Here is a 25,503-nt window from a genome sequence, read left to right on the forward strand (position 1 = left end):
CGTGATTTCCCTCGAACAGATCCGCACTGACGTCGCATCGTTGCTGGACGTCGATCCCGAAACGATCGGCGACACCGACGACTTGGTGCGCCACGGAATGCATTCGCTCCTGGTCATCAAACTGACCAGCGTGTGGCGTCGCGCCGGGCACCGGGTGCGCAGCTCGCAGCTCGCGCAGGAGCCGACGATCGAGGCGTGGGCCGTGCTGCTGGGCGTCGAGCCCGCGACACCCGAACCCGAGCCGGCACCGGCAGCGCCGGACGACGATCCGGAGTTCGATCTCGCGACCATGCAGCACGCGTACTGGGTTGGCCGTCAAGACGGGCAGTCGTTGGGCGGGGTCGCCGCGCACCTGTTCGCCGAGTTCGACGGCGCGGGCGTCGACGCCGCCCGGTTGGAGCGTGCGGTCGGTCGGGTCGTCGAACGTCACGAGATGCTGCGCGCCGCGTTCGGCGACACCGGCAAGCAGCGGATCTTGGACACTCCGCCGACGCCGGTGTTCAGCGTCGTCGACCTGCGCGACGGCTCGGACGTCGACGCGCAGACCGAGCGCACCCGCGACCGGATGAGCCACCAACTCTTGGACACCGCGGCGGGCAGCGTCGTCGAGTTCGTGTTGACGCTGCTCCCTGACGGCCGTCACCGTCTGCACCTGGACGTCGACATGCTGGCCGCGGACGCGATGAGCTACCGCCGCGTCCTCGACGATCTCGCGACCGCATACGAGACCGACGCCGCTCTCCCGTCGACCGGCTACACGTTCCGTGAGTACCTCGCGCAGCGCGGCGATCACATCTCCGCCGACGAGTATGAGGGCGCCCGCACGTGGTGGCAGGCCAAGGAACCGACCCTGCCGGACACGCCGACGCTCCCGACCATCCCGGAGGATCGTCGCGCGGAACCCGACCGCAGCGTCCGCTACCACCATCGGCTGAACGCCCAGGAGAAGGACCGGCTGTACGCGGTCGCGTACGACAACGGGATCACGCCGGCCGTCACGTTCGCCGCGGTGTTCTCCGAGGTCATCGCTCGTTGGTCTACCCATCAGCGCTTCCTGCTCAACGTCCCGTTGTTCAACCGGGAGCCCACCCATCCCGCCATCGATCAGGTGGTCGGCGACTTCACGAACTCGGTGCTGATCGACGCCGACGCCACCCACACCGAGTCGATGATCGAGCGCGGCCGCCGGCTGCAGCGCGAATTGCACGACTGCGCGGGCCACGCCGCCTACGAGGGACTCGACGTGTTGCGCGATCTCGGTCGGCTTCGCGGCGCTCCGGTGACCCCGTCGCTGGTGTTCACCTCCGGACTCGGCTTCGGTGAACTGTTCTCCGACCGCGTCCGCACCCTGTTCGGCGAGCCCGTGTGGATCCTCTCGCAGGGACCGCAGGTCGACCTGGACGCGCAGGTGGTCGAGCTCGACGGCGGCCTACTCGTCAACTGGGACGTGCGCCGTGACGCGCTGCCCGAGGGCGTGATGGACGCGATGTTCGCCGAGTTCCAGACGATCCTGACCGGGCTCGTCGCCGACGGCGCCGACTGGAACGACACGTTGGCCATCGAACTCCCCGCTGCGCAGCGCGAGGTGCGGGCCGCCGTCACGTCGACGGCGCCGGTCAGCGAGCCACGCACCCTGCACGCCGCGTTCTTCGACGTGGCTGCCCGCGAACCCGATCGGGTCGCATTGGTGACCGCCGACGGCGCCGAGTTGTCGTACGGCGACGTCGCGACGCAGGCCCGCACGGTGGCCAGCGCGCTGATCGCCGACGGCGTCGCACCGGGCGACACCGTCGCCGTGATCCTCCCGAAGGGCCACCGCCAGCCGATCGCGGTGCTCGGCGTCCTGGCCGCCGGAGCGGTCTACCTGCCGATCGGCGCCGACCAGCCCGCCGTCCGCCGGGAGGCGATTCTCGAGCGCGGCGGTGTGACTGCGGTGATCGACGACGCGTGGTCGAGCGATCGAGACGGGTCGACGCCGCTCGCCGACCTCGTCCCCCGCACTCCGTCCGACCTCGCGTACGTCCTGTACACGTCCGGTTCGACGGGTGAACCGAAGGGCGTCGAGGTGAGCCATCGCGCGGCGGCGAACACGCTCGACGCGATCGCCGACGAGTTCGGCCTGGGCGCCGACGACCGCACCATCGGTCTGTCGGCGCTGGAGTTCGACCTCTCGGTCTTCGACATGTTCAGCCCGCTGTCGCTCGGCGGAGCCCTCGTCTGCATCGACGCCGAGCAGACTCGGGATGCCCAGGCGTGGGCCGCGCAGATCGCCACCCACCGGGTCACCGTGCTCAACGCGGCGCCGGGGTTGATCGGCATGCTCCTGGACACCGCGTCGGATGAGCAGCTGGCGAGCCTGCGCACCGTGATCACCGGCGGCGACCGCGTCGACGCCGAGTTGGGACGCCGTGCGCGAGCCGCCGTCTCGGGTCTGCGGTTCGCTGGACTCGGCGGTACCACGGAGACAGCGATCCACTCGACGGTCTACGAGGTGACCGACGCCTTCCCCGCCGACTGGGACACCGTCCCGTACGGCCGCCCGATGGCCGGTTCGGCCTGCCGCGTCGTCAACGAGCGCGGCGAGGACGCCCCGGACTGGGTGACCGGCGAACTGTGGATCGGCGGTGCGGGCGTGGCCGACGGCTACCGCGGCGACCCGGAGCGCACCGCCGACCGGTTCGTCACGGTCGACGACGTCCGCTGGTATCGGACGGGCGATCTCGCGCGCTACCTCCCGGACGGCACCATCGAGTTCCTCGGTCGCGCCGACCACCAGGTCAAGATCCGTGGTTACCGCGTGGAACTCGGCGAAGTCGAGGCAGCGGCACGCAGCGTCGACGGCGTCACCGAGGCGGTTGCGGCCCTGTTCGACGGTCGGCTCGCCCTCGCGGCGACGGGTGTCGACGGCACAGCTCTGGACACCGACCAGCTGGTCGGTGCACTCGGCGGGCTGCTGCCCGACTACATGGTTCCCGAGACTGTCGTCGCCGTCGACGAGGTACCGCTGACCGCGAACGGCAAGGTGGACCGGGCGTCGATCCGCGCCGCCCTGGAGCGGGCAGTCGCGGGCGCGACGCCGCAGGAGTACGTCGCGCCGGCGAACGCCGTCGAGGCCGCCGTCGCATACATCGCCGAACAGGTCTTGGGCACCGAACGTCTCGGCGTGACGACCGACTTCTTCGACGCCGGAGCCAACTCGATCCTGGCGACCACGTTCGTCGCGAACATCCGCAGCCTGCTGGCCGTGGAGGGCGTCGGGATCACCGCCGTGTTCAAGGCCCGCACCGTGCGCGGATTCGCCGCGCTGCTCGCCGACCGCGAGCAGGTTCCCGGTCAGACCACTCAGGTCGCCGAGATCTTCCTCGAGGTCGCGGGCGTGGAATGCCCGAGCGGTGAACTGGTCGGAGCGTCCAGCTGATGCCGACCTTGGACGAGTTGCGTGCGGCGATGGCCGCGCGGCTGTCGGACGCCGGGATCGCCGTCGACACGGGCGTCCCGACGCGGCGCGACCCCGAACGGGCTCGACTGTCGTTCAGCCAACGTCTGGTGTGGACGCACCAGCAGCGGGTGCCCGACAGCACGGCGAACAACATCTGTCTGACGTTCACCTATACCGGTGACGTCGACGTCGACGCATTGCAGCAGGCGCTGCTCGCAGTCGTGCAACGGCACGAGATCCTGCGGACGACGTACCACCCGGGAGCGGACGGTGAGGAGCCGCATCAGCGGATCCACGCCGACTTTCCGCCGCCGATCCTGAGTGTCGACCTCTCGGACGCTGCCGAACCCCACGAACGGCTTCGCCTGCTCGTCGCGGACGCCGCGACCGAGGTGTTCGATCTCGCCACCGAATCGTCGATCCGGCTGACGTTCGTGACGCTGCCGCAGTCCGACGGCCAGTCACGGCTGGCGGTCGTGGTCGCGATGCAGCACATCGTGTGGGACGGGATGACGTTGCCCGCGATGGCGCGCGACGTCGCACGGTTCTACGAGGCCGCGCGCGAAACTCCGGGCAAAGCGCTTGCGGTGGAAGCGTTGTCGCCGCAGGTCGCCGATTTCGCCGAGTGGGAACGAGACCGGTTCGACGACGCCGATCACGGCGCCGACGTCGCGTTCTGGGAGGACCAGTTCCGCGGTGACGTCGCCACCGCGGCGCTCCCCTACGACCGACGGCCCGAGCACTCGTCGGAAGTGAGTGCCCGCGCCGACCGAACGCTGAGCCCGGCAGCGGAGAAGAACCTGCGAGTGATGGCCTCAACGCTCAAGACGCCACCGTTCTCGGTGTTCCTCGCCGCGTACTACCTCGCGTTGCGTCGACTGTCGGGGCATGACGACGTGGTGGTCGGCAGCACCGTCGCGAACCGCGAGGAGCAGGGCGCCGAAGCGCTGATCGGCAACTTCAGCAATTCGATCGCACTGCGGATCCGCGGCAGCGACGACGACACGTTCGGCGGCCTCGTACGGCACGTCCGCGGCGTGACCGATGCGGCGTTCGAGCACCGCACGTTCCCGTTCGACGAGATCGTCGAGATCGCACGTCGCGTCACCGGCGACGAGAACGCGCATCCCTTCGACTCGCTCGTCCTGTTCCTCGATCAGAAGATCGACGGCATCCACCTGCCCGGCACGACGATGACGTGGGAGCTCGCCGACAAGGGACGGGTCGCGCTGCCGCTGACGGTCGAGGCGTTCATGCACCCCGACCACACCGAGGTGCAGATCGGCTACCAGGTGGACCTGTTCGACGCCTCAACCGTGCAGACACTCCACGATCACCTCGACGACGTACTGGCGACGATATCCGTCGACGCACCCCTGGCCGAACGACATCCGAGAGACTGATGACGACAATCCTCCGTGACGACCACGGCATCCCCCACATTCGCGCGGCATCGGCCGAGGAGACGATCTTCGGGCAGGGCTACGCGACCGGCATCGACCGCGCTTGGCAGATCGAGTTCCTGCGACTGCGCGCGGAAGGTCGGACGGCAGAAGTGTTCGGGGCCCCGTGCGTCGGCTGGGACACGTTCGCGCGGCGGGCCCAGATCGACCGCGCCGCCCGCCGGATCCACGATGCGTCGTCCGAGCGCACGCGAATGTTGCTGCGCGCCTATGCCGATGGCGTGACCCGCTCGCACGACGCGGCGGAGGCCGTCGAGCTGACCGAGTTCGACCACCGCCCGACCGCGTGGAGTCCGTGGACGCCGATCTCGGTGTTCATCGTCCAGCATCTGATGTTCGGCCGGTTCGCGACCAAGTTGTGGCGCCTGCACGCGCGTCGGATGCTCGGTCCGGACGCGCTCGCCCTGCTCGACACCGAATGGGCGGACAAGGGACGAGACCGCGTCCCCGACTTGCCGTCCGAGGAGTTCATGGAGGAGATTCTGCGGCAGATGCCGGTGACCGCAGAGGTCGGCGTCGAACCCGACGTTCCTGCTCTCGGCGATGCGATCTCCGGCAGCAATGCGTGGGGCGTCGCGGCGTCGGGCACCGACACCGGTGCGCCGTTGATCGCCGGCGATCCGCACCGGTTCATCGAGATCCCGGGTGTCTACCAGCAGTGCCACCTGGCGTGCGACGAGTTCGACGTCGTCGGCTTCGCGTTCGCCGGTGTACCCGGCCTTCCGCACTTCGCGCACGCGTCGTCCGTGGCATGGGGCATCACCAACGCGATGGCCGACTACCAGGACGTCTACGTCGAGAAGGTGAGCCGCGTCGACGACCTGATCACCGCGGTGACCCCGGACGGGCAGACCGCGTGCGACGCCTGGATCGAGAAGATCGCGGTCCGCGGCGGCGACGCCGTCGACGTGGAGATCATCGAGACCGAGAACGGGTCGGTGGTCTTCGGCGGTCCCGACGACCTGTGGGCCGTCAGTCTGCGCACGCCGATGCTGTCCGACGCGACGTCCACGTTCGACGCCGTGCTCGACTTGTTGTTCGCGTCGTCGATCGACGACGTCGAGCAGGCGTTGAACGGGTGGGTGGAGCCGCCGAACCGGATCGTCGTCGGCGACTCGTCTGGCAGTCTGCGCCACCACACGATCGGGCGTTATCCGGTGCGCGCCAACGAGAACTACTGGCTGCCGGTGCCCGGGTGGGACGAGAAGTATCGGTGGCGCGGCTACGCCGGGACGTCGCTACCTGGGCGCGATGCCGACGACGCTTCGAACTTCGATCCTGAGGTGGCCGGCCACACGGTCATCGCGAACCAGCGGATCGCCGACTGCCCGCCGATGCAGCCGATCACCACCGAGTGCGCCCCGAATGCGCGAGCGAAGCGGATCGACGAGCTGTTGTCGGCCGACGGAGAGGTCTCGGCAGACCGCTGTGCCGAAATCCACCGGGACGTCGCGAACGACCATGTCCGCGGTCTCATCGAACTACTGGCCGGGCTGACGGACCTGACCGACGAGGCCGCCGCACTCCGTGCGCGGCTGGTCTCATGGGACGCTCTGATGAGTTCCGACAGCGTCGAGGCGTTCCTGTTCGCCGAGTTCCGCAGCAGACTCGTCACCGCGGTCACCGACGACGACGCACTCACTCCGCTCAGCGCGCCGAACGGGTTCCCGCTGTGGATGACTCCCTACTTCGTCGCGGGGACGCGCATCGCTGCTGGACTCGACGCGGTGCTCGCCGGGGCGCCACGGCTCGGGATCGACGTACAGGCCGTCGCCGCCCGCGTCCTCGACGAGGTCGCTGTCAAGGCTGCGGAGACCACGACGGCGTGGGGCGACGTCCACGTGCTCGCTCCCCTGCACGGCATGGACTTCGCCGGAGTCACGGCGTCGTACCCGGAACTGTCGACGCTGGTGCGGCCCGAGCAGGTTCCGCTCGCCGGCGACGCCGAGTGCGTGCTCGCCAACGCGAGCGCGGTCGGCTTCTCGCACGTGTGCCGTCTCGGCTCCGTCGCGCGGTACGTGTGGGATGTCGCCGATCGAGACGCTAGTCGGTGGATCGTTCCCCTTGGGGCGCACGGAGACCCGTCGTCCGACCACTTTCAAGACCAGACGTCGACGTGGGCGCGCGGCGACCTCATCGACGTCGTATCCGACTGGGACGTGCTCGCACGCACCGCTGCGGTAGAGGAGATCTCGTGAGCATTCTGAACGACGCCCAACGCGACCTGATGCGTCAGCGGCTGGCCGCGGCAGGCATCGACGCCCCCGCGGAGACCGCCGCGGTCGCGCCGGAACCGGTGGCCGCCGACGGCTCACTGGGCATCGCCGAACGCCGCATGTGGAAGATCTACGAGATCGACCCCGAATCCGACTCGCACAACTTCGCGGTGCACCTGACGTTCGGGGCACCGTACACACTCGAGCAGATCGTCGCGTCAACGGCGAAGATCATCGCCTCGTCGGAGGTCGTGTGCTCGGTGATCGAGGTGTCCGACGACGGACCGCGGCGTCGACCCGCACGACGCGAGGGCCGGTGGACCGTGCCCGGACGGGTCTGGGAGTTCGGTGACATCGTCGCGGACGTCGACGCCTCCGCACAGGTCGTCGCGCAGGCACCGTTCGAGTTGACTCGCGAACAGCCGTGGCGCGTGCGCATCCGCACACTCGACGACGGCACGGTCTCGATGATCCTGGTGATCCACCACATCGGCGGCGACGAGACGATCCTCCCGCCGGTGCTGACGGCACTCGTGTCGGGGAACGCCGCATCGTGGTCGGGCGGCGGCACCGCGGTCGACGCGGCGACGCGCACCGGGGTGCACGCGGACGCTGCGGTGAAGCATGCGCGGGCGACGTGGGCCGCGGAGGGCATCGGCTACCCGCTGTCCGGGCAGTTGCCTGCCACCAGCCCCGAGGAGAGTTGGGTCTCGGTGATGGGCGAAGGCCGCGGCGCGCTCCTGCACCGACGACTGGACGACGCCGTCGTGGCGCGTCTGATCGCGTTCGCGCGGGACGTCGACGCGACGCCGAACTCGCTGTTCGTCGCGGTGTCGGCGTTGACGGTGTACGCGGTGACGGGCGCCGACGACTTCGTGGTCCTGGTTCCTGCCGACAACCGGGCGCCCGCCGAAACCGTCGACCGAGTCGGCTACAGCGGGAACATCGTGCCCATGCGGTTCCGGTTCGACTCGTCGGCCACGGCAGGCGACGCCGTCCGGTCCGCGGTGACGACGGTGTTCGAGGCGATGGAGCATTCGTCCGTCGACTACGGCACGCTTCTCACCGCGCTGCGCGGTGCAGGCGGACGCTTCCCCGTCGCCGAGATCATGACGCTAGTCAAGAACGCCCCGCTGCGCGGCGTCCCGGTTCCCGACGGGGCACACGTCACGTGCGAGACGGTGTTCAAGGACGTCGTGCACTACCCGCTGAGCATCTCGTTCGAGTTCGACGAGCACGACGCAGTGCACCTGGAACTCGAGTACCGGACGGATGTGCTCGACGAGGCGTACGCTGAACGGGTCGCCGACGTCGTCGAGTCGTTGGCGGCGACGCTGCCCGAGTCGGCGGACGTCGTCCTCTCGCGGTTGCCCTGACCGCGTCTCAAAGTTCGGTGGACCGCGGCGGGTCAGCGCCGGGACGCGCCACGGTGACCGCCGCCGCGCGCGCCGCGTAAGTGAGCACATCGGTCCAGGCGTCGTCGGACATCGATCGCACCCCGTCGACGGTCAGATCGTGCTCGGCGTCGAGGCGCGCGAGTAGGGCTCCGAGGACGGTGTCGCCCGCGCCGATGGTGTCGACGACCTCGGCTTTCACGCCGGGGACTCGAACGACGGCGTCCGCAGTCACGGCCGCGATGCCGTCGGCGCCGAGCGTCACGAGCGCGACGTCGACGCCCGCGTCGATCCACGACCGCACCGTCGGCAGGACGTCGTCGAACGACGAGGTGTCGGGAAGGTCGGCGAGCCACACGATGTCGTCGATCGACGATTTGAGGATCGTGGTGTGCGCCAGACGTTTCCGAAACTTGGTGCGGTAAGCGGCAGGGTCGTCGATGAGTGCGGCACGGATGTTGGGGTCCATGACGGTGACACGTCCGGCGGCGGCCTCGCGTTCGAGCACCGCGTCGTAGACGGACGCGCCGGGTTCGAGCACCATCGACACGGTGCCGAGCACGACGGCGCTGACCTCGTCGGACAGCGGTCCGGGATCGGCGACGAGTCGGTCCGCAGTCCCGTTGACGTAGAAGCCGTACCGCACCGCGCCGGGATCGGAGGTGTCGGCGACAGCGAGGGTCGTCAGTTCGTCGCCGCGCTGCACGAGGTCGAGGTCAACACCTTCGTCGCGGAGGCGGTCGACGAGTTCCCCACCGAAACCGTCCGTCGAGATCCGCGACAGAAAACCGGTGCGCGCGCCGAGTCTGGCGGCGGCGATCGCCGCGTTGAAGGGCCCGCCGCCGAGCGCGGGGCGCAGAGCTGGCCGCCCGTCCTCCGCGGTCACCGGCACCAGGTCGACCAGAGCTTCGCCACCCACAATGATCATGTGTAATACCCTTCTGCTGCTGGTCGAGCCGTTCTAACGCTGATCGAGCCCTTCGACTCCGCTCAGGAGAACCAGAGTCGAGATCCCGGCTCACCCAGCCTAACGGCGAGCACGGCACGCCGTCGCCACGGGCGAATCCTCGCGTGAGTGGTACCGCTCCGGGCATAGGGACCGAAATACGTCGGCTTTCAGCCCCAGCGGTACCACTCACGCGCGAAGTGCTCGACCAGCACGATGGGGAGCTGTCAGCTCGCCCCGATCACCTCGGTCAGCACGTCGACGAAACGCGCCGGATAGCCGGGAAGGGCCGCAGGGTCGGCGACGATGCCCAAGGTCGTGCGATTCCCGAGGACCAGTCCGGTCACCGAGAACGAGTAGCCGATGAGCGGCGACATCGCGGTCGACTCGACGATGTCGCGGCCGAGCATCGAGCGCACCCGGGTGAAACCCGGGTTGATGCCGATGTGGATGTCCGGACTCATCCGCTTCATCGATTCGGCGACGATCGTGCGCATGTCCGACCACTCGATCGGCGGGGCGCCGTCGACGGCGGCTAACGCGAGACCGAGGTTCTCATCATTGATGAGAGTCAGTTCGGCACGAGCACGCGCGATCTGAGCGTCGAAGTCAGGTTCGTCGCCAGGCAGGTTGAGCAACGACACGGCGACAGCGTTGCCGGTGTGGCGGAACTCCGGGTCGAGCGTCACCGGCAGCGTGACGCGGATGTTCGAGGCCTGCGGTCCGTAGGGCACGGGCGGAGCGATGCTGACGGCGCGTCCGATCGCTGCGACGAGGAACTCGTGGACCGATGCGCCGTGCGCGCGTGCGGTACGGCGCAGATCGCGGGTCGACGCCGAGAACGCAGCGGTCTCGCGGCGCCCGGACGAGGTGAGCGTCGGCCACGCGCGGCCGTCCTCACCGTCCGTCCATTGCTTCTCGAACGCCGCCCGAGCCTTCGCCAGCACATCGTCGTCGGGGGTGCCGACGCGGAATCGCGGACTAGTCGCGAAGCGGTCGAAACTCGCCAGATCGTCGTCGGATCCGTCGGCGAGCAATGCCGAGAACGCGGCGCCCGCGATGCCGTCCGACAGGCTGTGATGCACCTTCAACAGCACGTATTGGGCGGCAGGCGCGCTCAGCAGCGTCAGGTGCCAGTATGGCCGCGGCTGCGGCAACGGTTCGGAGAGGAGGGTCGCCACCTGCTCGTGGACGTCGCCGTCGACGTGTACCTCGGTGACGTGCGCGGGCACATCCACCTCGTCGGCGACGACGATCTCGGGTGCTTCGTCGCGTCCGCCGCGGACCCCGATACGGAACAGCTCGTACCGGCCCACTCGCTGCGCGACGCGCTCACGCACCGCGTCAAGGGTGAGCGTCGCACCGTCGCCCAGAGTGAGGAGCATGCCCCAATGGGCGGGCGCCCCGGGACCGTCCGAGTGCAGGTAGGTGAAGTCCGACGGCCCGAACTCGGCAACGCCGGGTTCTACGGCGGCAGTCATTGGGTGACGCTCATCTTCAAGCGGATGGCCTCTTCGAGGTCGCCGACAGTCTTGGCATCGTAGATCTCGCGTTCGGCGAGCTTCACACCGAGCTTCTCCTCGATCGCGACGACACCGATGGCGAACGCCACCGAGTCCATACCGAGATCGTCTATCAGCGACGACTCCTCGGTGACGCCGTCGAGCGACAGGTCGAGGTCCTCGTCGAGGATCTCCTTCAGCGACTCGCGTACCCGGTCAGACATTGACTACTCCTTCTAGTTGGATCCCTCAGAGGCCCGGCGGTACCCACGTACGGCCAACGGCCCGAAGACAGCGAGCAGACCGACGGTCCACACGATCGTCGCGGTGAGCGGCCCGGCGACCGGTCCGCCTTCGGTCAGGCCGCGGATCGCGTCGATCGCGGGGCTCATCGGCTGGTTGCGGACCACCGGCTGCAGCCAACTCGGATACTCCGAGATCGGCGCGAAACCGCTGTTGAAGAACAGCAGGAACAGGAAGACTCCGCCGAGGAACTGCACCGACTGCGTCCCCGACGCGACGGTCGCGAGTGCGATGACGGGGGCGGCGACGCCGACCGCGAAGATCATCGGCACCGCCCACGCACCAAGCGCCGACAGCAACCCCTGCTCGAACCCGAAGCCCATCGTCATCGCGACGAGGAACAGGACGACGGTGGCGAGTCCGGTGCGGACGGCTTCCGCGGCGAGTCGGCCGGCAATGAATCCCGATCGCGACACGGGGAGGGTCCATATCCGGGACAGCAGCCCGCTGTCGCGCTCGTGAATCAGTGTCATCGCGGTCGCGACCGTCCCGTAGAGGGCCGCGACCAGCGCGACGAGGCCGGTGTTCCCGTAGATGCTGTCGCCTGAGCCGAGGGCCGTCACCGACTTGCCGAATACGAGTTGGAACATCAGCAGCATGAACGTCGGGAACGCCACCGACTGCACGACGATGCCGGGGTCGCGGCTCCACGATTTCAGCAGCGTGCCCGTGTGGACGGCGACCTGCGCCACCGGTCCCACTGCCTGCCGCAGCGGCCACGTTTGGCCGGCGGCTCTTGTGCTCATCGGGTCGTCTGCTTCCGTGCGACGGCGGCCACCGCGACTCCGCCCAATGCGAGAAGTCCGACGGCCCAACAGATCACAGCGGTCGGGTCGAAACCGGCTCCGTTCGAGAGTGCGCGCAGCGCGTCGGAGAACACGGACAGTGGCTGGTTCCGCACGAACGGTTGGATCCACCCGGGGAAGCTGTCGGCCGGGACGAGTCCGGTGGACGCCATGATGAGGATCAGCTGCGGAATCATCAGGACACTCGCGACGGCGAGCGAACTCGCGGCGACCGAGCCCGCGGCGTCGGTGAGCAGGCTCAACGCGACGCCGAAGAGCACGACGAGGGCCAGGAAGCCGATCGTCGCGCCGACGCCGCCTTCGAAGCGGAACCCGAGCGCGAACCCGACGACCAGGCCGCCGCACACGGCGAGGCACATGCGCACGACGACCCAGGTCATCCGGCCGAGGATCGGCGCGACACGCGGGATCGGCAGACTCATCATCCGTTCGCGCACACCGGCGCGGGCGTCGGCGCCAGCGACCTCGGTTGCCGCGATCGCGGTAAAGATTCCGGTCTGCAAGAAGATGATCGGGGTCAGGAACTGGGCGTAGTCGCCGCCCGCCGCCTCGAATCGGTTGTGCAGCGGGACGTAGAAGCACAGGAAGAAGACGACCGGGCTCAGCGCCCCGAACAGCGCGTCTCCGGTCCGTATACCGGTAGACACCTTCTGACGGGCGAGCGTCGCCGTCGCCGACACCAGTCCGACGGAGCGGCGACGTACCGACGTCGGCACCGCGGGCGGCGCGAGGGTGGCCGTCACGGGGCATCGACCCCGGCGAGGCGATCCGACTCAGCCAGTTGATCCGACCCCGTCAACTGGAGGAACACTTCGTCGAGCGAGGGCTGTCGCAACCCGATGTCGACGACGTCGATGTCCGCGGTGTCCAAGCGGGCGATGACGTCACGGACCGTGGACTTCCCGTCCGCCGCACGGACGACGATCCGCGGGTGGGTCGCCGTCGACGCATCGTCGTGCTCGATGACGTCCAAACCAGCCAGGGCGGCGAGCGTGCGTTGGGCGTCGGACCGCTGCACCAGACTCAATTCGCACACGGCCGCGCCCGCCTGCTGCTTCAGGGTTCCGGGGGTGCCAGATGCGACGATCCGGCCGCCGTTGAGCATGACGATGTCGTCAGCGAGACGGTCGGCTTCTTCGAGGTATTGGGTGGTGAGCAGGACGGTGATGCCCTCGGAGCGGAGGCCGGCGACGGTGTCCCACACCGCGGCTCGACTGCGCGGGTCCAGACCGGTCGTCGGTTCGTCGAGGAACAGCACTTCGGGGCGGGTGATCAGTGCGCTCGCGATGTCGACGCGGCGACGCATGCCGCCCGACAGTGCTCCCACGCGGCGGGCGCGGACGTCGACGAGGTCGAATTGCTCGACGAGGTCGTCGATTCGGGACTTCAACGCTGCTCCGCGCAACCCAGTGAGGCGACCGAAGACCGAGAGGTTCTCCGCAGCGGTCAGACTGTCGTCCATCGACGCGTACTGCCCGGTGAGCGAGATCAGTTCCCGGACCTTCGGGGCGTCGGCGACGACGTCGTGTCCGGCGATCCGCGCGCTGCCCGCCGTCGGACGCTGCAGCGTCGACAGCAGGGTGACGGTGGTGGTCTTTCCACTCCCGTTCGGGCCGAGGAGTCCGAGGACGGTGCCCGGCTGCGCGTCGAACGAGATGCCGTCGAGAGCGGTGACGCTTCCGTACGTCTTAGTCAGGTTCTCCACTGAGATCGCGATGGGCGCTGACATGCGTACTCCCCTTCGTGGGCGGCCGATACCAGCACAACACTGGAATATAGGTGAGCCTAACCAATTGTATTCTGATCGGCCACGGAGGGGTGTGAAGGAGCGGAATTGCAGGCGACGGCTTCCGCGCGCAGAAGTAGGACGCTCGGCCAGCAGAGCTGTCTCGCAGACCCCGCTCGACCAGCGCGACTGTCTCGCAGACTGCGCTCGACCAGCAGAGCTGTCTCGACCAGCGAGAGGGGGCCTCAGCCGAAGATCGTGGTGAACTTCTCGAGGGAAGTATGGATGTCGCTCTTTACTGCGAGGGCAGCGGCTTTGCCGACCGGGCCCATCAGCGGGAGACCGCCGAGGTCGATGAGGAAACTGATCGTGGAGCCGTCGCCGTCGGGCTTGATCGTCAGGTTCAGCTTCGCTTTGACGCCGCCCTTGCCCGCGCCCTTCAAAGCGACTTCGTTGGGCCGATCGAACTTCTCGACCTCCCACGTGAACCGGACGCGCGTGCCCTTCGCTTTGATCACTGACGACAGCGTGGTGCCTTTGCCGAGTTCGTCGGCGGCGGGCAGGGCACTGCGCCAGCCGTCGTGCAGCACCAGCCACTCGTCGTAACGGGAGAGGTCGGCGGCCGCCGCGAAGGTATCCTCGGGCGACAGATCGACATGAATGGAGTCACTCGTCTTGGCCATGGTCACAGAGCCTAGCGTCTGCGCCGATGCCCGCGGACTCCTCGGGCGCATCCTCACCTCGCACGGCGTGTCCGCGGTGATCACCGAAGTCGAGGCGTACGACGGCCCCCGTGACCCGGCATCGCACGCCTACACACGAACCCCCAGGTCAGAGACCATGTACGGGCCGGCAATGCGGCTGTACGTCTACCGGATCCACGGCCACCATTGCGCGAACATCGTGACCAGTCCGGAAGGCGAAGGGTCGGCGGTACTCATTCGAGCAGGTCGAATCGTCGACGGCCTCGACGTCGCCCGACAACGGCGACAGACGATGGCCGAGGACGAATTCCTCGGGCGAGGACCCGGCAATCTTGCGAAGTCGCTCGGGATCACCATGGCCGACCTACGCACCGATCTGACCGAAACGGACGGCGTCCACCTCGGCGAACGCGTTCACGAACCCGTGCGGATCGCCGCCGGCCCCCGCGTAGGAATCAGGTTGGCCGCCGACGAACCGTGGCGCTTCTGGGTTGACGGCGAGCCGTCGGTGTCCGCGTATCGGCGTCATCCGAAGGCGGGGTCTCGACTCCGCTCGACCAACGGATAAAGGCTCGACCAACGGAAAGTAGCGCTCGACCGGCGGGGTCTCGACTCCGCTCGACCGGCGGAGGAAACTACTGCTGGTTCTGCTGACCGTCGGGGTTCTGACCCTGCTGCTGCTGGCCACCCTGCTGGTTCTGCTGATCCTGGGCGCCGACTGCCTTGCGGGCAGCACCCTGTGCCTTGTCGACCTGCGAGGAGTACTTGTTGCCGGTCGCCTTGTCGATCGCGTCGCCGCCCTTCTCGATGAGATTCGGGTTCGAGCGCAGTGCGTTCTTTGCCTTGTTAACCAGTCCTGAAAGATCCATGGGCCGAAGTATAGTCACCGACCGCCGCGCTCTGCTGGCCGACGGCGATCCAAAATCGCGCCGAGCATCCGCGAGCTCACCTCGACTGCGACACACCCGACAAGAGCACAGATTCCGGCGACCGCCATCATCCCGGCGTTCGACGAGTCGAGGTGGAACATCCGCTGCGTGAACGGCACCGTGAAGATCCCGACGTACGCGAGGACCGAGACTCCGACGAGCAGCAGCTTCCACCACGTGTACGGACGTGCGACGACGGCCAGAACGTAGACGGCGATCGCGATCATCGTCGCCAACGCGGCGGTGGCGGCCTGGGTCTGCTGGGCGCCGATCGCCTGCGACGCACTCGCGATCGCCGCGACCGAGTCGGACGGCGCCAACAGCACCTCCCCCGTGTAGCCCGCCAACGCGGCCGAGTAGTCGCGGTTCACGACCATGAAGCAGACGAACGTCGCGATCCCGATGATGATGCCGTTCGGGATGGCCTGAGTCAGGACGCGGCGGACGAATCCGGTCTTCGCGCGCTCGTTGTTCGGAGCGAGCGAGAGGATGAACGCCGGGATGCCGATCGTGAACCACGCGGAGATCGTCACGTGGATCGGCTGGAACGGGTAGCTGACCGCGTCCCACCCGAACGCTTTGGCGAGCAGGCCGGTGATGCCGACGAGGAGGGCCAGCAGTACGGCGTACACGGTCTTGGTGAGGAACAGGTTCGAGACGCGTTCGATGTTGCCGATGACGCGGCGACCCTCACCGACCACATACGGAAGGGTCGCGAACTTGTTGTCCAACAGGACGATCTGCGCGACGGAACGAGCCGCGGACGACCCCGACCCCATCGCGACACCGATGTCGGCGTCCTTGAGGGCGAGCACGTCGTTGACGCCGTCGCCGGTCATCGCGACCGTATGCCCCTCGCCTTGCAACGACGAGACCATCGCGCGCTTCTGATCGGGGCGGACACGGCCGAACGCGTCGGCCTCGTCGATCATCTGCCCGAGTTCCGGCTCCTGCGTCGGCAGCTTCCGCGCGTCGACGGCCGACTCCGGGTCGCCGAGGCCGAGCGACGCGGCGACCGCACCGACCGACAACGCGTTGTCACCGGAGATCACCTTGACCGCGACGTCCTGCGAATCGAAGTACTCGATGGTGCCGCGTGCGTCAGGGCGGACCCGCTGCTCGAGAACGATCAGGCCGGCAGGCGTGATCGCTCCGGGGAGGTTGGGGGGTCTCGACTCCGCTCGACCAACGTGCGGGGGTCTCGACTCCGCTCGACCGGCGGTGGGGGCTCGACCGGCGGTGGGGGGTCTCGACTCCGCTCGACCAGCGTGCGGGGGCTCGGAGTCGACAGGCATGTCGCAAGTGGCGACGAGAAGGATGCGCAGCCCGGTGGATCCGAGGTCCTGCGCGAGACGCGCGACGTCCGAGTCGGGGTCGAGTAGCACGTCGGGTGCGCCGATCAACCAGTTGCCGCGGTCGGCGCCGTCGGCGTCGACGAACGAGATTCCGGAGAACTTGTTGGCGGAGCTGAACGGCAGGATCGCGGACGTCGACCAGCTGGGTGCGTCCGGGTAGGCCTCGGCGAGCGCCTGAATACTGGCGTTGGGGCGGGGGTCGGCCGCGGCCAGCGCGGCCATCGCGGTCTGCACGTCGACCGGGTCGACGCCGTCGTCGACCACCCGGATCTCCGACAGGCGCATCCCGTTCTCGGTGAGGGTTCCGGTCTTGTCGGTGCAGACGACGTCCACCCGGGCCAGGCCCTCGATCGCGGGTAGCTCGTTGACCAGACACTGCCGTTGGCCGAGGCGGACGACGCCGACCGCGAACGCGATCGACGTCATCAGGACCAACCCCTCGGGCACCATCGGAACGAGGGCGGCGACCATGCCGAGCAGCGCCGTCTTGATTCCGTTCTCACTGATGAACAGCTGGTTGACGATCGTCAGAATGCCCGCGGGAATCAGTAGCCAGGTGATGACCTTGAGAATCTTGTCGATGCCCGACCGGAGTTCGGAGGAGACGAGCGTGAATTTGCTGGCCTCCGCAGCGAGCTGAGCGGCGTACGCGTCGGCGCCGACTTTCGTCGCACGGTAGGCGCCCGAGCCGGAGACGACGAAGCTGCCCGACATGATCTCGTCGCCGATCGCCTTGTCGACCGCGTCCGCCTCACCGGTCAGCAACGACTCGTCGATGTCGAGCGCCTCGGACTCGACCGCCTCGCCGTCGACGACGACCTGGTCGCCGGGCCCGAGTTCGATGATGTCGCCGAGCACTACCTGGTCGGGAGCGATCTCGGTCGCCGTACCATCGCGCCGGACGATGGGCCTGGTCTGACCGACGATCGCCAACCGGTCGAGAGTCCGCTTGGCGCGGATCTCCTGGATGATGCCGATACCGCTGTTGGCGATGATCAACAGCCCGAACAGACCGTTGATGAACGAACCGGTGAACGCGACGATCGCGAACAGCACACCGAGAATCGCGTTGATGCGGGTGAAGACGTTGGCCTTCACGATGTCGGCGACGCTGCGGCCGGACTTGTCCGGCACCGTGTTCGCCTGGCCTGCGGCAAGCCGTTCAGCGACCTCCGCAGAGGTCAGGCCGGGCATCCGGTCCGTCCCCGCGCTCGCCTTCGTCGTGCTCATGCGTGTCGCTCCCACCAAGTCGGATCGTCGATCGCGGTTCCGACACGCTTGACCGCGTCGAGGGTGGAACCGGGACGGGGCACGCAGACGTCGACCCCGGCCGCTTCCGCCGCGGGCAGCAGCCGTCGGACGGGATCGCCCCACGAATGCCGCGCAAGGTTGAAAGTACCCCAATGGATCGGGATCAGAAGACTGCCCCGCGCACCACCGTTCACCAGCCCGTGAACCGTCACAGCCTCTTCCGGATTCAGGTGGATGTCGGGCCACAGCGGGTCGTACGCGCCGATCGCGATGAGCGTCGCGTCGAACGCTCCGTGACGGTCCCCGACCTCGCGGTACTCGTCGGTGAAGCCGGTGTCGCCCGAGAAGAAGAACGAGTGCGACGGCCCGGTGACGCCCCAGCTCGCCCAGAGCGTCTCGTTCCTGGTGAAACCGCGGCCCGAGAAGTGGCGGGCCGGGTGCGCGTCGAACGTCAGAGGCGTGCCACGCACCGAGACGTCGACGCTGCCGTGCCAGTCGGCGGTGCGGATCCGGTCGGCCCCGACGCCCCAGTGTCGTAGATGGGCGTCGACGCCGATCGGTGCGACGAACAGCGCGTCCGGCTGTGTCCGCGCGATCCTCGTGACCGTTCCGGTGTCGAGATGGTCGTAGTGGTCGTGGCTGAGCAGCACCACGTCGACGGGCGGCAACTCCGCCGCCGCGACCGGCACGTTGTGCATGCGCTTGGGTCCGACGAGTTGCGACGGCGAGCAGCGCGCGCTCAGCACCGGGTCAAGCAGCACACGGACTCCGTCGACGTCGATGAGCGCCGTGGCGTGCCCGAGCCAGGTGATCGACAGCGCCGCGGGCTCGTCGGAGACGGCGGGCTGCAGCACGGGGATCACCCCTGCGGGTGCGCCCGGCCTGCGGAGCATGTCGACGAAGACACCAGGCCCCGGCCCGCTCCCCGCCGCCGGAGCGGCCTCTCGGTTGGCGAAGACACCGCCCGACAGGTTCGGCGAGCCTGCGGTGGCCTCGGCGATCGCAGCGGTCGATGCGCCCATCGCGCGCAATGGTCCAGGAATGAGAGTCACGGATCCAGAGTATGTCGCGGCGCCGACCGGCAGGCGCGGCGATTGGACCAGGGGGCGGCGGAACGCATGTCGGGAGTTCAGTCGACAATGAAATGAGAGCTGTGTCATGATTATCGCGAAAGTTGATCGATCGATCTACTTCGACGAAAGGGGAGGCGACATGCACCGCGACTACCGACCCGACTGGACCGCCGTCGACGACGCGGTCCGCCGCGCCGGCCTCGACTCCCCCGTCATCGCACTCGATCTCGACGCGCTCGACGCGAACATCGACGATCTCCGCCGCCGCGCGAACGGCGTCCCGATCCGCGTCGCGTCGAAGTCGCTACGGATCCGCTCGATGATCGACCGCGTCCTCGACCGCGACGGCTTCGCCGGCGTCCTAGCGTACGACGCCGCCGAAGCACATTGGCTCGCAACCGAATCCAAGATCGGCGACGTCCTGCTCGGCTACCCGACCTGCAGGCGTGAAGCCCTCGCAGCGCTCCTCGTCGACGAGCAGGCGTGCTCCCGAGTGACCCTCCTCGTCGACGATCCAGGACATCTGGACATCGTCGACTCCGTGCTGCCGCCAGAGCGTCGTCCGACCGTCCGCGTGGCCATCGATCTCGACGCGTCACTGCGGGCCGCGGGCGGACGCCTACACCTCGGCGTCCGTCGCTCCCCTGTCCACACCGTCGCCCAGGCGACCGCCCTCGCCCGCACCATCGAGTCGCGCGACGGCTTCCGACTTGTCGGCGTGATGTCGTACGAAGCGCAGGTCGCGGGCGTCGCAAACGACGTCGACGGCAAAGCCGCGATGAACAGTGCGGTCCGCGCGATGCAGGCGGTGTCGATGCGCGAGATCCGGCACCGGCGAGGCGCAGTCGTCTCGGCGTTGCGCCGGATCGCCGACCTCGAGATCGTCAACGCTGGCGGCACCGGATCGCTCGAAGAGACGTCGAAGGACGCCTCGGTGACCGACATCGCCGCCGGATCGGGCCTCTTCGGCGGCCACCTGTTCGACAACTACCGGCACTTCCGCCCGGCCCCGGCGATGGCGTTCGGCCTCGACGTCCTGCGGCGTCCTGCCGACGGAATGATCACGTGCGGCGGCGGCGGATGGATCGCGTCGGGCCCGCCCGGACTCGACCGGCTGCCGAAGCCCGTCTGGCCCGAAGGCCTCGAGTACGTCGGCACCGAGTCGGCGGGCGAGGTGCAGACCCCGCTCTCCGGCGCCGCCGCCGACGGTTTGTCGATCGGCGATCGAGTGTGGTTCCGCCACACCAAGTCCGGCGAGGTCTGCGAACGATCCGAGCGGGTGGCGTTGATCCAACGCGATGCGGGCGGCGACGCGCACGTCGTCGACGTCGTACCTACGTACCGAGGCGAAGGGAAGTGTTTCCTGTGACCGGAACCTGGACCAACTGGGGCGGCACCGTCTCGTATACACCCGCCGCGGTGATCACGCCCCGCACCGTCGACGAGCTCGCCGACGAGGTGCGCCGGGCCGCCGAGCGCGGCGGCACGGTGAAGCCGGTCGGCGCGGGCCACAGCTTCACACCGATCGCCGTCGCACCGGGAGTCCAGGTGAACCTGTCCGGGCTGCGCGGCGTCCGAGGCGTCGACGTAGACCGCAAACGCGTGACCCTCGCTGCCGGAACTCATCTGCACGAGATCCCCGCGATTCTGGAGCCGCTCGGCCTGGCGATGGAGAACCTCGGGGACATCGACCGTCAGACCATCGCAGGAGCCGTGTCCACCGGCACCCACGGAACCGGCGGACGATTCGGCGGCATCTCCACGCAGATCTGCGGGGTCCAACTCGTCGACGGCACGGGAACGATCCGGGACATCGGCCCGGACGACCCCGACCTGAAGGCCGCAGCCCTCGGACTCGGCGCGCTCGGCGTCCTCACCGAAGTGACCCTTCAGTGCGTCGACGCGTTCGCCGTCCGCGCCGCGGAGGGGCCCGCCGACGCCGACGAGGTGTTCGACGGATTCGCCGACCGCGTCGCCGAATTCGACCACTACGAGTTCTACTGGTTCCCGCACACGAGCAGGACGCTCACGAAGTCGAACACCCGACTGCCCGCGGACACCCCGGCCGACGGCCCGAGTCCGCTGCGCCGCTACATCGACGACGAACTCCTCGCCAACCGCACGCTCGGCGCACTGTCGGCCGTGGGATCACGGATTCCGCGCATCGTCCCGGCCGTCAATCAGGTGGTCGGACGGGCCGTGTCCGCCCGCACGTACACCGACCGCTCGGACAAGATCTTCGTCTCCGACCGCGGCGTGCGCTTCCGCGAGATGGAGTATGCGATCGGCGCGGCCGACGTGCCCGACGTACTCCGCCAGATTCGCTCGCTCATCGACCGCAAGCACCGGATCAGCTTTCCGATCGAGGTGCGCACCGCCGCCGCGGACGATCTGATGCTGTCGACCGCGACGGGTCGCGCGACCGGATACATCGCTGTGCACCGCTTCCACCGGGACGATCTCGCATCCTCGCAGGAGTACTTCCGCGACGTCGAAGAGATCATGATCGCTCACGGCGGCCGTCCCCACTGGGGCAAGCTGCACACGCGCGACGCCGTCTACTTCCGCGAGGTGTATCCCCGGTTCGACGAGTTCCTCGCCGTACGCGAACGCTTCGACCCGCAGCGGGTGTTCGCCAACCCGTACCTGGAGGCGGTGCTCGGCGCCTGACCGGCGCCTCTACTAGCCGCTGGCTACTCGCCGCGGAACACGGGAGCGCGCTTCTCCTCGCGGGCGGCGCGCGCCTCCTTAGCGTCGTCGCTCATCCACGCGGCCACCATCGCGTCGTACCGATCCTTCGGAGCCTCATCGCGCGCACCGTCGCCGGTGAGCACCATCTTGTAATGGCGCAGCGTGAGCGGCGCGAAGCCCGCGATGGTGTCGGCCCAGTGTCGTGCGTCGGCGAGATCGCCGATCTTATTGGCGAAGCCGAGTCCGTACGCGCGGTCGGCGGTCAGCGGATCGCACCCGATCAGGATGCCGCGGGCGGGCCCGCCGCCGACCAGTGACACGAGGCGACGGATGGTCCACTCGTCCAGCGCGACGCCGATCTTCGCCGCCGGGATGCCGACGACGGCGTCGGCGGCCATGACACGGAGGTCGGCAGCCATCGCGAGTTGGAGGCCGCCGCCGAGCGCCGGTCCGTTGACCGCGGCGATCACCGGGATCGGCGTCGACTCGATCTGTTCGATCACCTCGACGAGACGTTCGGGGAACTCCGGATCGTACACCGGCCCCGACAGGTCGGCGCCCGCGCTGAACACCGATCCGCGCCCGGTGAGGACGATGACGCGCGCACCGCTGTCGACGGCGTCGGTGAATGCCTGCGACAGGTCGCGCAGCATGTCGTAGTCGAGGGCGTTGCGCTTGCTCTCACGGGCCAGCTCGATGGTGGTGACGGGGCCGTCTGCGGTGCTCACGATCATGGAGGCAGAGTACCCAGACGGCACGCGGTGCGTTCAGTCGGTACTGAGCCCTCGCCTGCGCCAGCGGACCTCGAGTCCGTCGAGAAGCAGGTCGAGACCGAGACGGTAGTCGTCGTCCACGCCCACGTCATCCGCCCCACTCGGCCCCGGCTCACCGCCGACGTAGCCGCCGGAGAGCAGAAGCGGTGCGAGGTACGGCAGCCGGTCGACAGTCGCCACCCGACCGAGTTCGGCGATGGCGTCTGCTCCGAGCTCGAGATCCTCTTGACCGGCGAGATCTCGTTCGAGCCCGGCGAAGGACGCCACGTACGAGGAGAGCGCGAGAATCACCGAGATCTGTTCGCCCGCGCTGAGTTCCAGTTCCCGCAACGCATGCATCCCCCAGTCGGCGACGTACATCGACGCGGGCGTCAGCACCGATGTCGGACCGCGCGGGACGTCGAGCATCCACAGGTGGTCGCGGTACATGCCGCGGAGCAGATCGGCCCAGGCACTGAGTTCGCTGCGCCAGCCGCTGTCGGCATCAGGCTCGGCGCGGGCCGGCAGCAACGACTCCGAGCCGATCATGAGGAGCAGCAGTTCGTCCTTGTTGAGGACGTACCGATACAGGGACATCGTGGTGAATCCGAGTTCCTTGGCGACGCGCGCCATTGTGACGGCCCCGATCCCCTCCGCGTCGGCGATCGCGATGGCCTGCTCGACGATCCGCTGATGCGAGAGTCCGCGTCGCGGACCGTTTTGCGGCTGCACGTACGTGCCCCACGCGATCGCGACGGGCCTCGGCAGTCCGCTCTCGGTCTTTTCCACCATGGTCCCCACCCTAGTGCCCACGGAGATCAACTGTGTACGTCGCACTCTGTGTATGTCATACTCAGTTTATGACATACACAGCCACGCCGATCATCGAACTGACCCACCTCACCAAGCGCTACGGCGACCATCAGGTCCTGACCGACCTGTCGCTGACCGTGCAACCCGGAATCCACGCGTTGCTCGGACCGAACGGCGCGGGAAAGACCACCCTCATCGACATCCTCACGACGCTGCGACCCCACGACTCGGGCACCGCGAAGGTGCTCGACCTCGACCTACCGGCGGCAAACGCAGACATCCGCCGCCGAATAAGCGTGACCGGACAGTTCGCGACCGTCGACGAAGTCCTCACCGGGACAGAGAATCTGACCATGATGGGCAGACTCGTCGGACTCTCGCACCGGGCCGCCCGGCGCCGCGCAGACGAGCTCCTCGATCGCTTCGACCTGACCGACGCCGCAGGTCGACGTGCATCCACCTACTCCGGCGGCATGCGACGACGCCTCGACCTCGCCGTCAGTCTGATCTGGCCGCCGGAGATCCTCTTCCTCGACGAGCCGACCACCGGACTCGACACCCAGAGCCGCCTGGGACTGTGGCAGCAGATCCGTGAGCTCGCCGAGAGCGGCACCAACGTCTTCCTGACCACCCAGTATCTAGCCGAGGCCGATACACTCGCCGACGAGGTCTCGGTGCTGCACCACGGCCGGATCGTCGCGCGCGGCAGCGCCGCAGAGCTCAAGGAGCGAGTCGGCGGCGCGGTCCTCACCCTCGTCGACGACGGGATCGTCGTCGAGGAGATCCCCACCGACGGATCCGCGCACGACATCGCCCGACTCACCGCGGCAATCGCGGCCGATCGTCCGAACCTCGTCGTCGAACTGCGACGACCCACCCTCGACGACGCGTTCCTCCAGCTCACCGGACACGCAACCCGGCAGGAGGCCGCGTGATGACCGCTCGGGCGCCCGGCGTCAGCGCGGTCACCGCCTCCCGGATCTTCATCGGCCGCTCGGTGCGGCACAGCGTCCGCAACGTCGACGCGATGGTCATGGCCGTCGTCCTGCCGGTGATGCTGATGCTGGTGTTCGTCTTCGTGTTCGGCGGCGCGATCTCCGACACCGGCAGCTACCTCGACTACGTGGTCCCCGGAATCGTGCTGACCTGCGCCGGGTTCGGCGCGTCGAGCACCGGAGTCTCGGTCAGTCAGGACCTGCAGTCCGGAGCCATCGACCGGCTGCGGACCATGCCGGTGACCGCCGCGACCGTCCTCGTCGGGCACACCGTCGCGAGCGTCGTGCGGAACCTGCTCGCCACCGTGATCGTCGTCCTGGTCGCGGTGCTCCTCGGGTTCCGACCGAACACCAGCGCCGTCGAAGCAGTGGGCGCTCTCGGTCTCGTCGCGTTCTACATCTTGGCCATCACGTCGGTGTTCGCGATGCTCGGGCTAGTAGCGGGGTCGGCCGAAGCGGCGAGCGGCTACGGATTCGTCATCCTGTTCCTGCCGTACGCCTCAAGCGCCTTCGTCCCCCTCGACTCAATGCCCGGCTGGCTCCAGGTGTTCGCCGCGCACCAACCGGTGACCCCGGTCGTCGAAGCGGCGCGCGCACTGTTGAGCGGCCAGTCCCCCGGCACCGACGCGGCGATCGCCGTCGCCTGGTGCACCGGGATCATCGTCGTGGCGAGCGCGTTGATCGTCTGGTTGTTTCCGCGTCGATCCGCGCGGTGAGCGCACCAGACGCGAAAACGCCCGGAACCGAACGGTTCCGGGCGTCTCGCGTGCACTCTGTCAGGCGCCGAGCAGGTCGATCACGAAGATCAGCGTCTTGCCGGAGAGTCGGTGACCCGCGCCTTCGGGGCCGTAGGCCAGTTCCGGCGGCACGACGAGGCGACGGCGACCGCCGACCTTCATGCCGGGGATGCCTTCCTGCCAGCCCGGGATCAGGGCCTCGAGCGGGAAGTTCGCGCTCTGTCCGCGGTCCCACGACGAGTCGAACTCTTCGCCGGTCTCGAACTCGACGCCGACGTAGTGCACGTCGACCATGCCGCCGCGCTGCGCTTCGTCACCCTCGCCCACGATGAGGTCGGTGATCTGAAGCTCGGTCGGGGCCGGCCCCTCGGGGAACTCGACTTCGGGCTTGCTGTTCTCAGACATGTC

General features: G+C 68.3%; 22 protein-coding genes. 9 read left to right on the forward strand and 13 right to left on the reverse strand.

Annotated elements, in window-relative coordinates; translation table 11 throughout:
- The first annotated feature begins 1 nt into the window (after position 1).
- The 4 genes from L5G32_RS00930 to L5G32_RS00945 are packed head-to-tail and all read left to right on the forward strand — an operon-like array spanning position 2 to position 8,494.
- Positions 2 to 3,418: a non-ribosomal peptide synthetase gene (locus tag L5G32_RS00930; RefSeq protein ID WP_237009135.1), complete on the forward strand. Its 3,417-nt coding sequence runs from the start codon at positions 2 to 4 to the stop codon at positions 3,416 to 3,418.
- Positions 3,418 to 4,842, forward strand: coding sequence for a condensation domain-containing protein (locus tag L5G32_RS00935; RefSeq protein WP_237009136.1), 1,425 nt, complete (start codon positions 3,418 to 3,420; stop codon positions 4,840 to 4,842). Before L5G32_RS00930 ends, L5G32_RS00935 begins: the two co-directional genes overlap by 1 nt.
- Positions 4,842 to 7,100 (forward strand): penicillin acylase family protein, encoded by a 2,259-nt coding sequence (locus L5G32_RS00940; protein WP_237009137.1) that lies wholly within the window; start codon positions 4,842 to 4,844, stop codon positions 7,098 to 7,100. The genes L5G32_RS00935 and L5G32_RS00940 overlap by 1 nt, the downstream gene beginning before the upstream one ends.
- Positions 7,097 to 8,494 carry a condensation domain-containing protein gene (locus tag L5G32_RS00945; RefSeq protein ID WP_237009138.1) on the forward strand — a complete coding sequence of 466 codons (1,398 nt, stop codon included), beginning with the start codon at positions 7,097 to 7,099 and terminating at the stop codon, positions 8,492 to 8,494. Before L5G32_RS00940 ends, L5G32_RS00945 begins: the two co-directional genes overlap by 4 nt.
- Positions 8,495 to 8,501: 7 nt before the next feature.
- Here L5G32_RS00945 and L5G32_RS00950 read toward each other — a convergent pair whose 3' ends face one another.
- The 7 genes from L5G32_RS00950 to L5G32_RS00980 all read right to left on the reverse strand — a co-directional run bounded on the left by L5G32_RS00950 (position 8,502) and on the right by L5G32_RS00980 (position 14,478).
- The gene (locus L5G32_RS00950; protein ID WP_237009139.1) at positions 8,502 to 9,440 is read right to left on the reverse strand and encodes a PfkB family carbohydrate kinase; all 939 of its coding nucleotides are present in this window, start codon (positions 9,438 to 9,440) and stop codon (positions 8,502 to 8,504) included.
- Between the two features lie 245 nt (positions 9,441 to 9,685).
- Positions 9,686 to 10,939: a wax ester/triacylglycerol synthase domain-containing protein gene (locus L5G32_RS00955; protein ID WP_237009140.1), complete on the reverse strand. Its 1,254-nt coding sequence runs from the start codon at positions 10,937 to 10,939 to the stop codon at positions 9,686 to 9,688.
- A complete protein-coding gene (locus L5G32_RS00960; RefSeq protein ID WP_237009141.1) occupies positions 10,936 to 11,184 on the reverse strand; it encodes an acyl carrier protein in 249 nt (82 codons plus the stop codon). The genes L5G32_RS00955 and L5G32_RS00960 overlap by 4 nt, the downstream gene beginning before the upstream one ends.
- A 12-nt stretch (positions 11,185 to 11,196) precedes the next feature.
- Positions 11,197 to 12,009, reverse strand: coding sequence for an ABC transporter permease (locus L5G32_RS00965; RefSeq protein WP_237009142.1), 813 nt, complete (start codon positions 12,007 to 12,009; stop codon positions 11,197 to 11,199).
- A complete protein-coding gene (locus L5G32_RS00970) occupies positions 12,006 to 12,812 on the reverse strand; it encodes an ABC transporter permease (protein ID WP_237009143.1) in 807 nt (268 codons plus the stop codon). Before L5G32_RS00970 ends, L5G32_RS00965 begins: the two co-directional genes overlap by 4 nt.
- The gene (locus L5G32_RS00975; protein WP_237009144.1) at positions 12,809 to 13,798 is read right to left on the reverse strand and encodes an ATP-binding cassette domain-containing protein; all 990 of its coding nucleotides are present in this window, start codon (positions 13,796 to 13,798) and stop codon (positions 12,809 to 12,811) included. The genes L5G32_RS00970 and L5G32_RS00975 overlap by 4 nt, the downstream gene beginning before the upstream one ends.
- A gap of 242 nt (positions 13,799 to 14,040) precedes the next feature.
- Entirely contained in the window at positions 14,041 to 14,478 is a 438-nt protein-coding gene (locus tag L5G32_RS00980) for a type II toxin-antitoxin system Rv0910 family toxin (RefSeq protein WP_237009145.1), read from the reverse strand.
- Here L5G32_RS00980 and L5G32_RS00985 point away from each other — a divergent pair.
- Positions 14,456 to 15,067: a DNA-3-methyladenine glycosylase gene (locus L5G32_RS00985; protein WP_237009146.1), complete on the forward strand. Its 612-nt coding sequence runs from the start codon at positions 14,456 to 14,458 to the stop codon at positions 15,065 to 15,067. The two genes, L5G32_RS00980 and L5G32_RS00985, sit on opposite strands and share 23 nt — an antisense overlap.
- A 67-nt stretch (positions 15,068 to 15,134) precedes the next feature.
- Here the strand turns inward: L5G32_RS00985 and L5G32_RS00990 are convergent, their stop codons facing one another.
- The 3 genes from L5G32_RS00990 to L5G32_RS01000 are packed head-to-tail and all read right to left on the reverse strand — an operon-like array spanning position 15,135 to position 19,086.
- Entirely contained in the window at positions 15,135 to 15,368 is a 234-nt protein-coding gene (locus tag L5G32_RS00990) for an antitoxin (protein ID WP_237009147.1), read from the reverse strand.
- Positions 15,369 to 15,382: 14 nt separating this feature from the next.
- Positions 15,383 to 18,013, reverse strand: a complete 2,631-nt coding sequence (locus L5G32_RS00995; protein WP_237009148.1) for an HAD-IC family P-type ATPase — start codon at positions 18,011 to 18,013, stop codon at positions 15,383 to 15,385.
- On the reverse strand, positions 18,010 to 19,086 hold the full coding sequence (locus L5G32_RS01000) for an MBL fold metallo-hydrolase (RefSeq protein ID WP_308192001.1): 1,077 nt from the start codon (positions 19,084 to 19,086) through the stop codon (positions 18,010 to 18,012). Before L5G32_RS01000 ends, L5G32_RS00995 begins: the two co-directional genes overlap by 4 nt.
- Positions 19,087 to 19,246: 160 nt before the next feature.
- Between L5G32_RS01000 and L5G32_RS01005 the strand changes: the two genes are divergently transcribed.
- Both L5G32_RS01005 and L5G32_RS01010 read left to right on the forward strand, forming a co-directional pair.
- Positions 19,247 to 20,476, forward strand: a complete 1,230-nt coding sequence (locus L5G32_RS01005) for an alanine racemase (RefSeq protein WP_237009610.1) — start codon at positions 19,247 to 19,249, stop codon at positions 20,474 to 20,476.
- Positions 20,473 to 21,777, forward strand: coding sequence for a D-arabinono-1,4-lactone oxidase (locus tag L5G32_RS01010; protein ID WP_372491598.1), 1,305 nt, complete (start codon positions 20,473 to 20,475; stop codon positions 21,775 to 21,777). Before L5G32_RS01005 ends, L5G32_RS01010 begins: the two co-directional genes overlap by 4 nt.
- 23 nt (positions 21,778 to 21,800) lie before the next feature.
- On the opposite strand, the gene L5G32_RS01015 is transcribed toward L5G32_RS01010, so the two are convergent.
- Together L5G32_RS01015 and L5G32_RS01020 are read right to left on the reverse strand one after the other, a co-directional pair.
- Positions 21,801 to 22,532 (reverse strand): enoyl-CoA hydratase, encoded by a 732-nt coding sequence (locus L5G32_RS01015; protein ID WP_237009150.1) that lies wholly within the window; start codon positions 22,530 to 22,532, stop codon positions 21,801 to 21,803.
- Between the two features lie 33 nt (positions 22,533 to 22,565).
- Complete coding sequence (locus tag L5G32_RS01020; protein WP_237009151.1) at positions 22,566 to 23,342, reverse strand: TetR/AcrR family transcriptional regulator; 777 nt, start codon at positions 23,340 to 23,342, stop codon at positions 22,566 to 22,568.
- Between the two features lie 68 nt (positions 23,343 to 23,410).
- Between L5G32_RS01020 and L5G32_RS01025 the strand changes: the two genes are divergently transcribed.
- Positions 23,411 to 24,298 carry an ATP-binding cassette domain-containing protein gene (locus tag L5G32_RS01025; RefSeq protein ID WP_237009152.1) on the forward strand — a complete coding sequence of 296 codons (888 nt, stop codon included), beginning with the start codon at positions 23,411 to 23,413 and terminating at the stop codon, positions 24,296 to 24,298.
- Positions 24,298 to 25,074, forward strand: a complete 777-nt coding sequence (locus L5G32_RS01030; protein ID WP_237009153.1) for an ABC transporter permease — start codon at positions 24,298 to 24,300, stop codon at positions 25,072 to 25,074. The genes L5G32_RS01025 and L5G32_RS01030 overlap by 1 nt, the downstream gene beginning before the upstream one ends.
- 60 nt (positions 25,075 to 25,134) lie before the next feature.
- Here L5G32_RS01030 and L5G32_RS01035 read toward each other — a convergent pair whose 3' ends face one another.
- Positions 25,135 to 25,500, reverse strand: coding sequence for an FKBP-type peptidyl-prolyl cis-trans isomerase (locus L5G32_RS01035; protein ID WP_237009154.1), 366 nt, complete (start codon positions 25,498 to 25,500; stop codon positions 25,135 to 25,137).
- Positions 25,501 to 25,503 lie beyond the last annotated feature (3 nt).

The sequence above is a fragment of the Gordonia zhenghanii genome (genome assembly GCF_021738965.1).
Classification (GTDB): domain Bacteria; phylum Actinomycetota; class Actinomycetes; order Mycobacteriales; family Mycobacteriaceae; genus Gordonia; species Gordonia zhenghanii.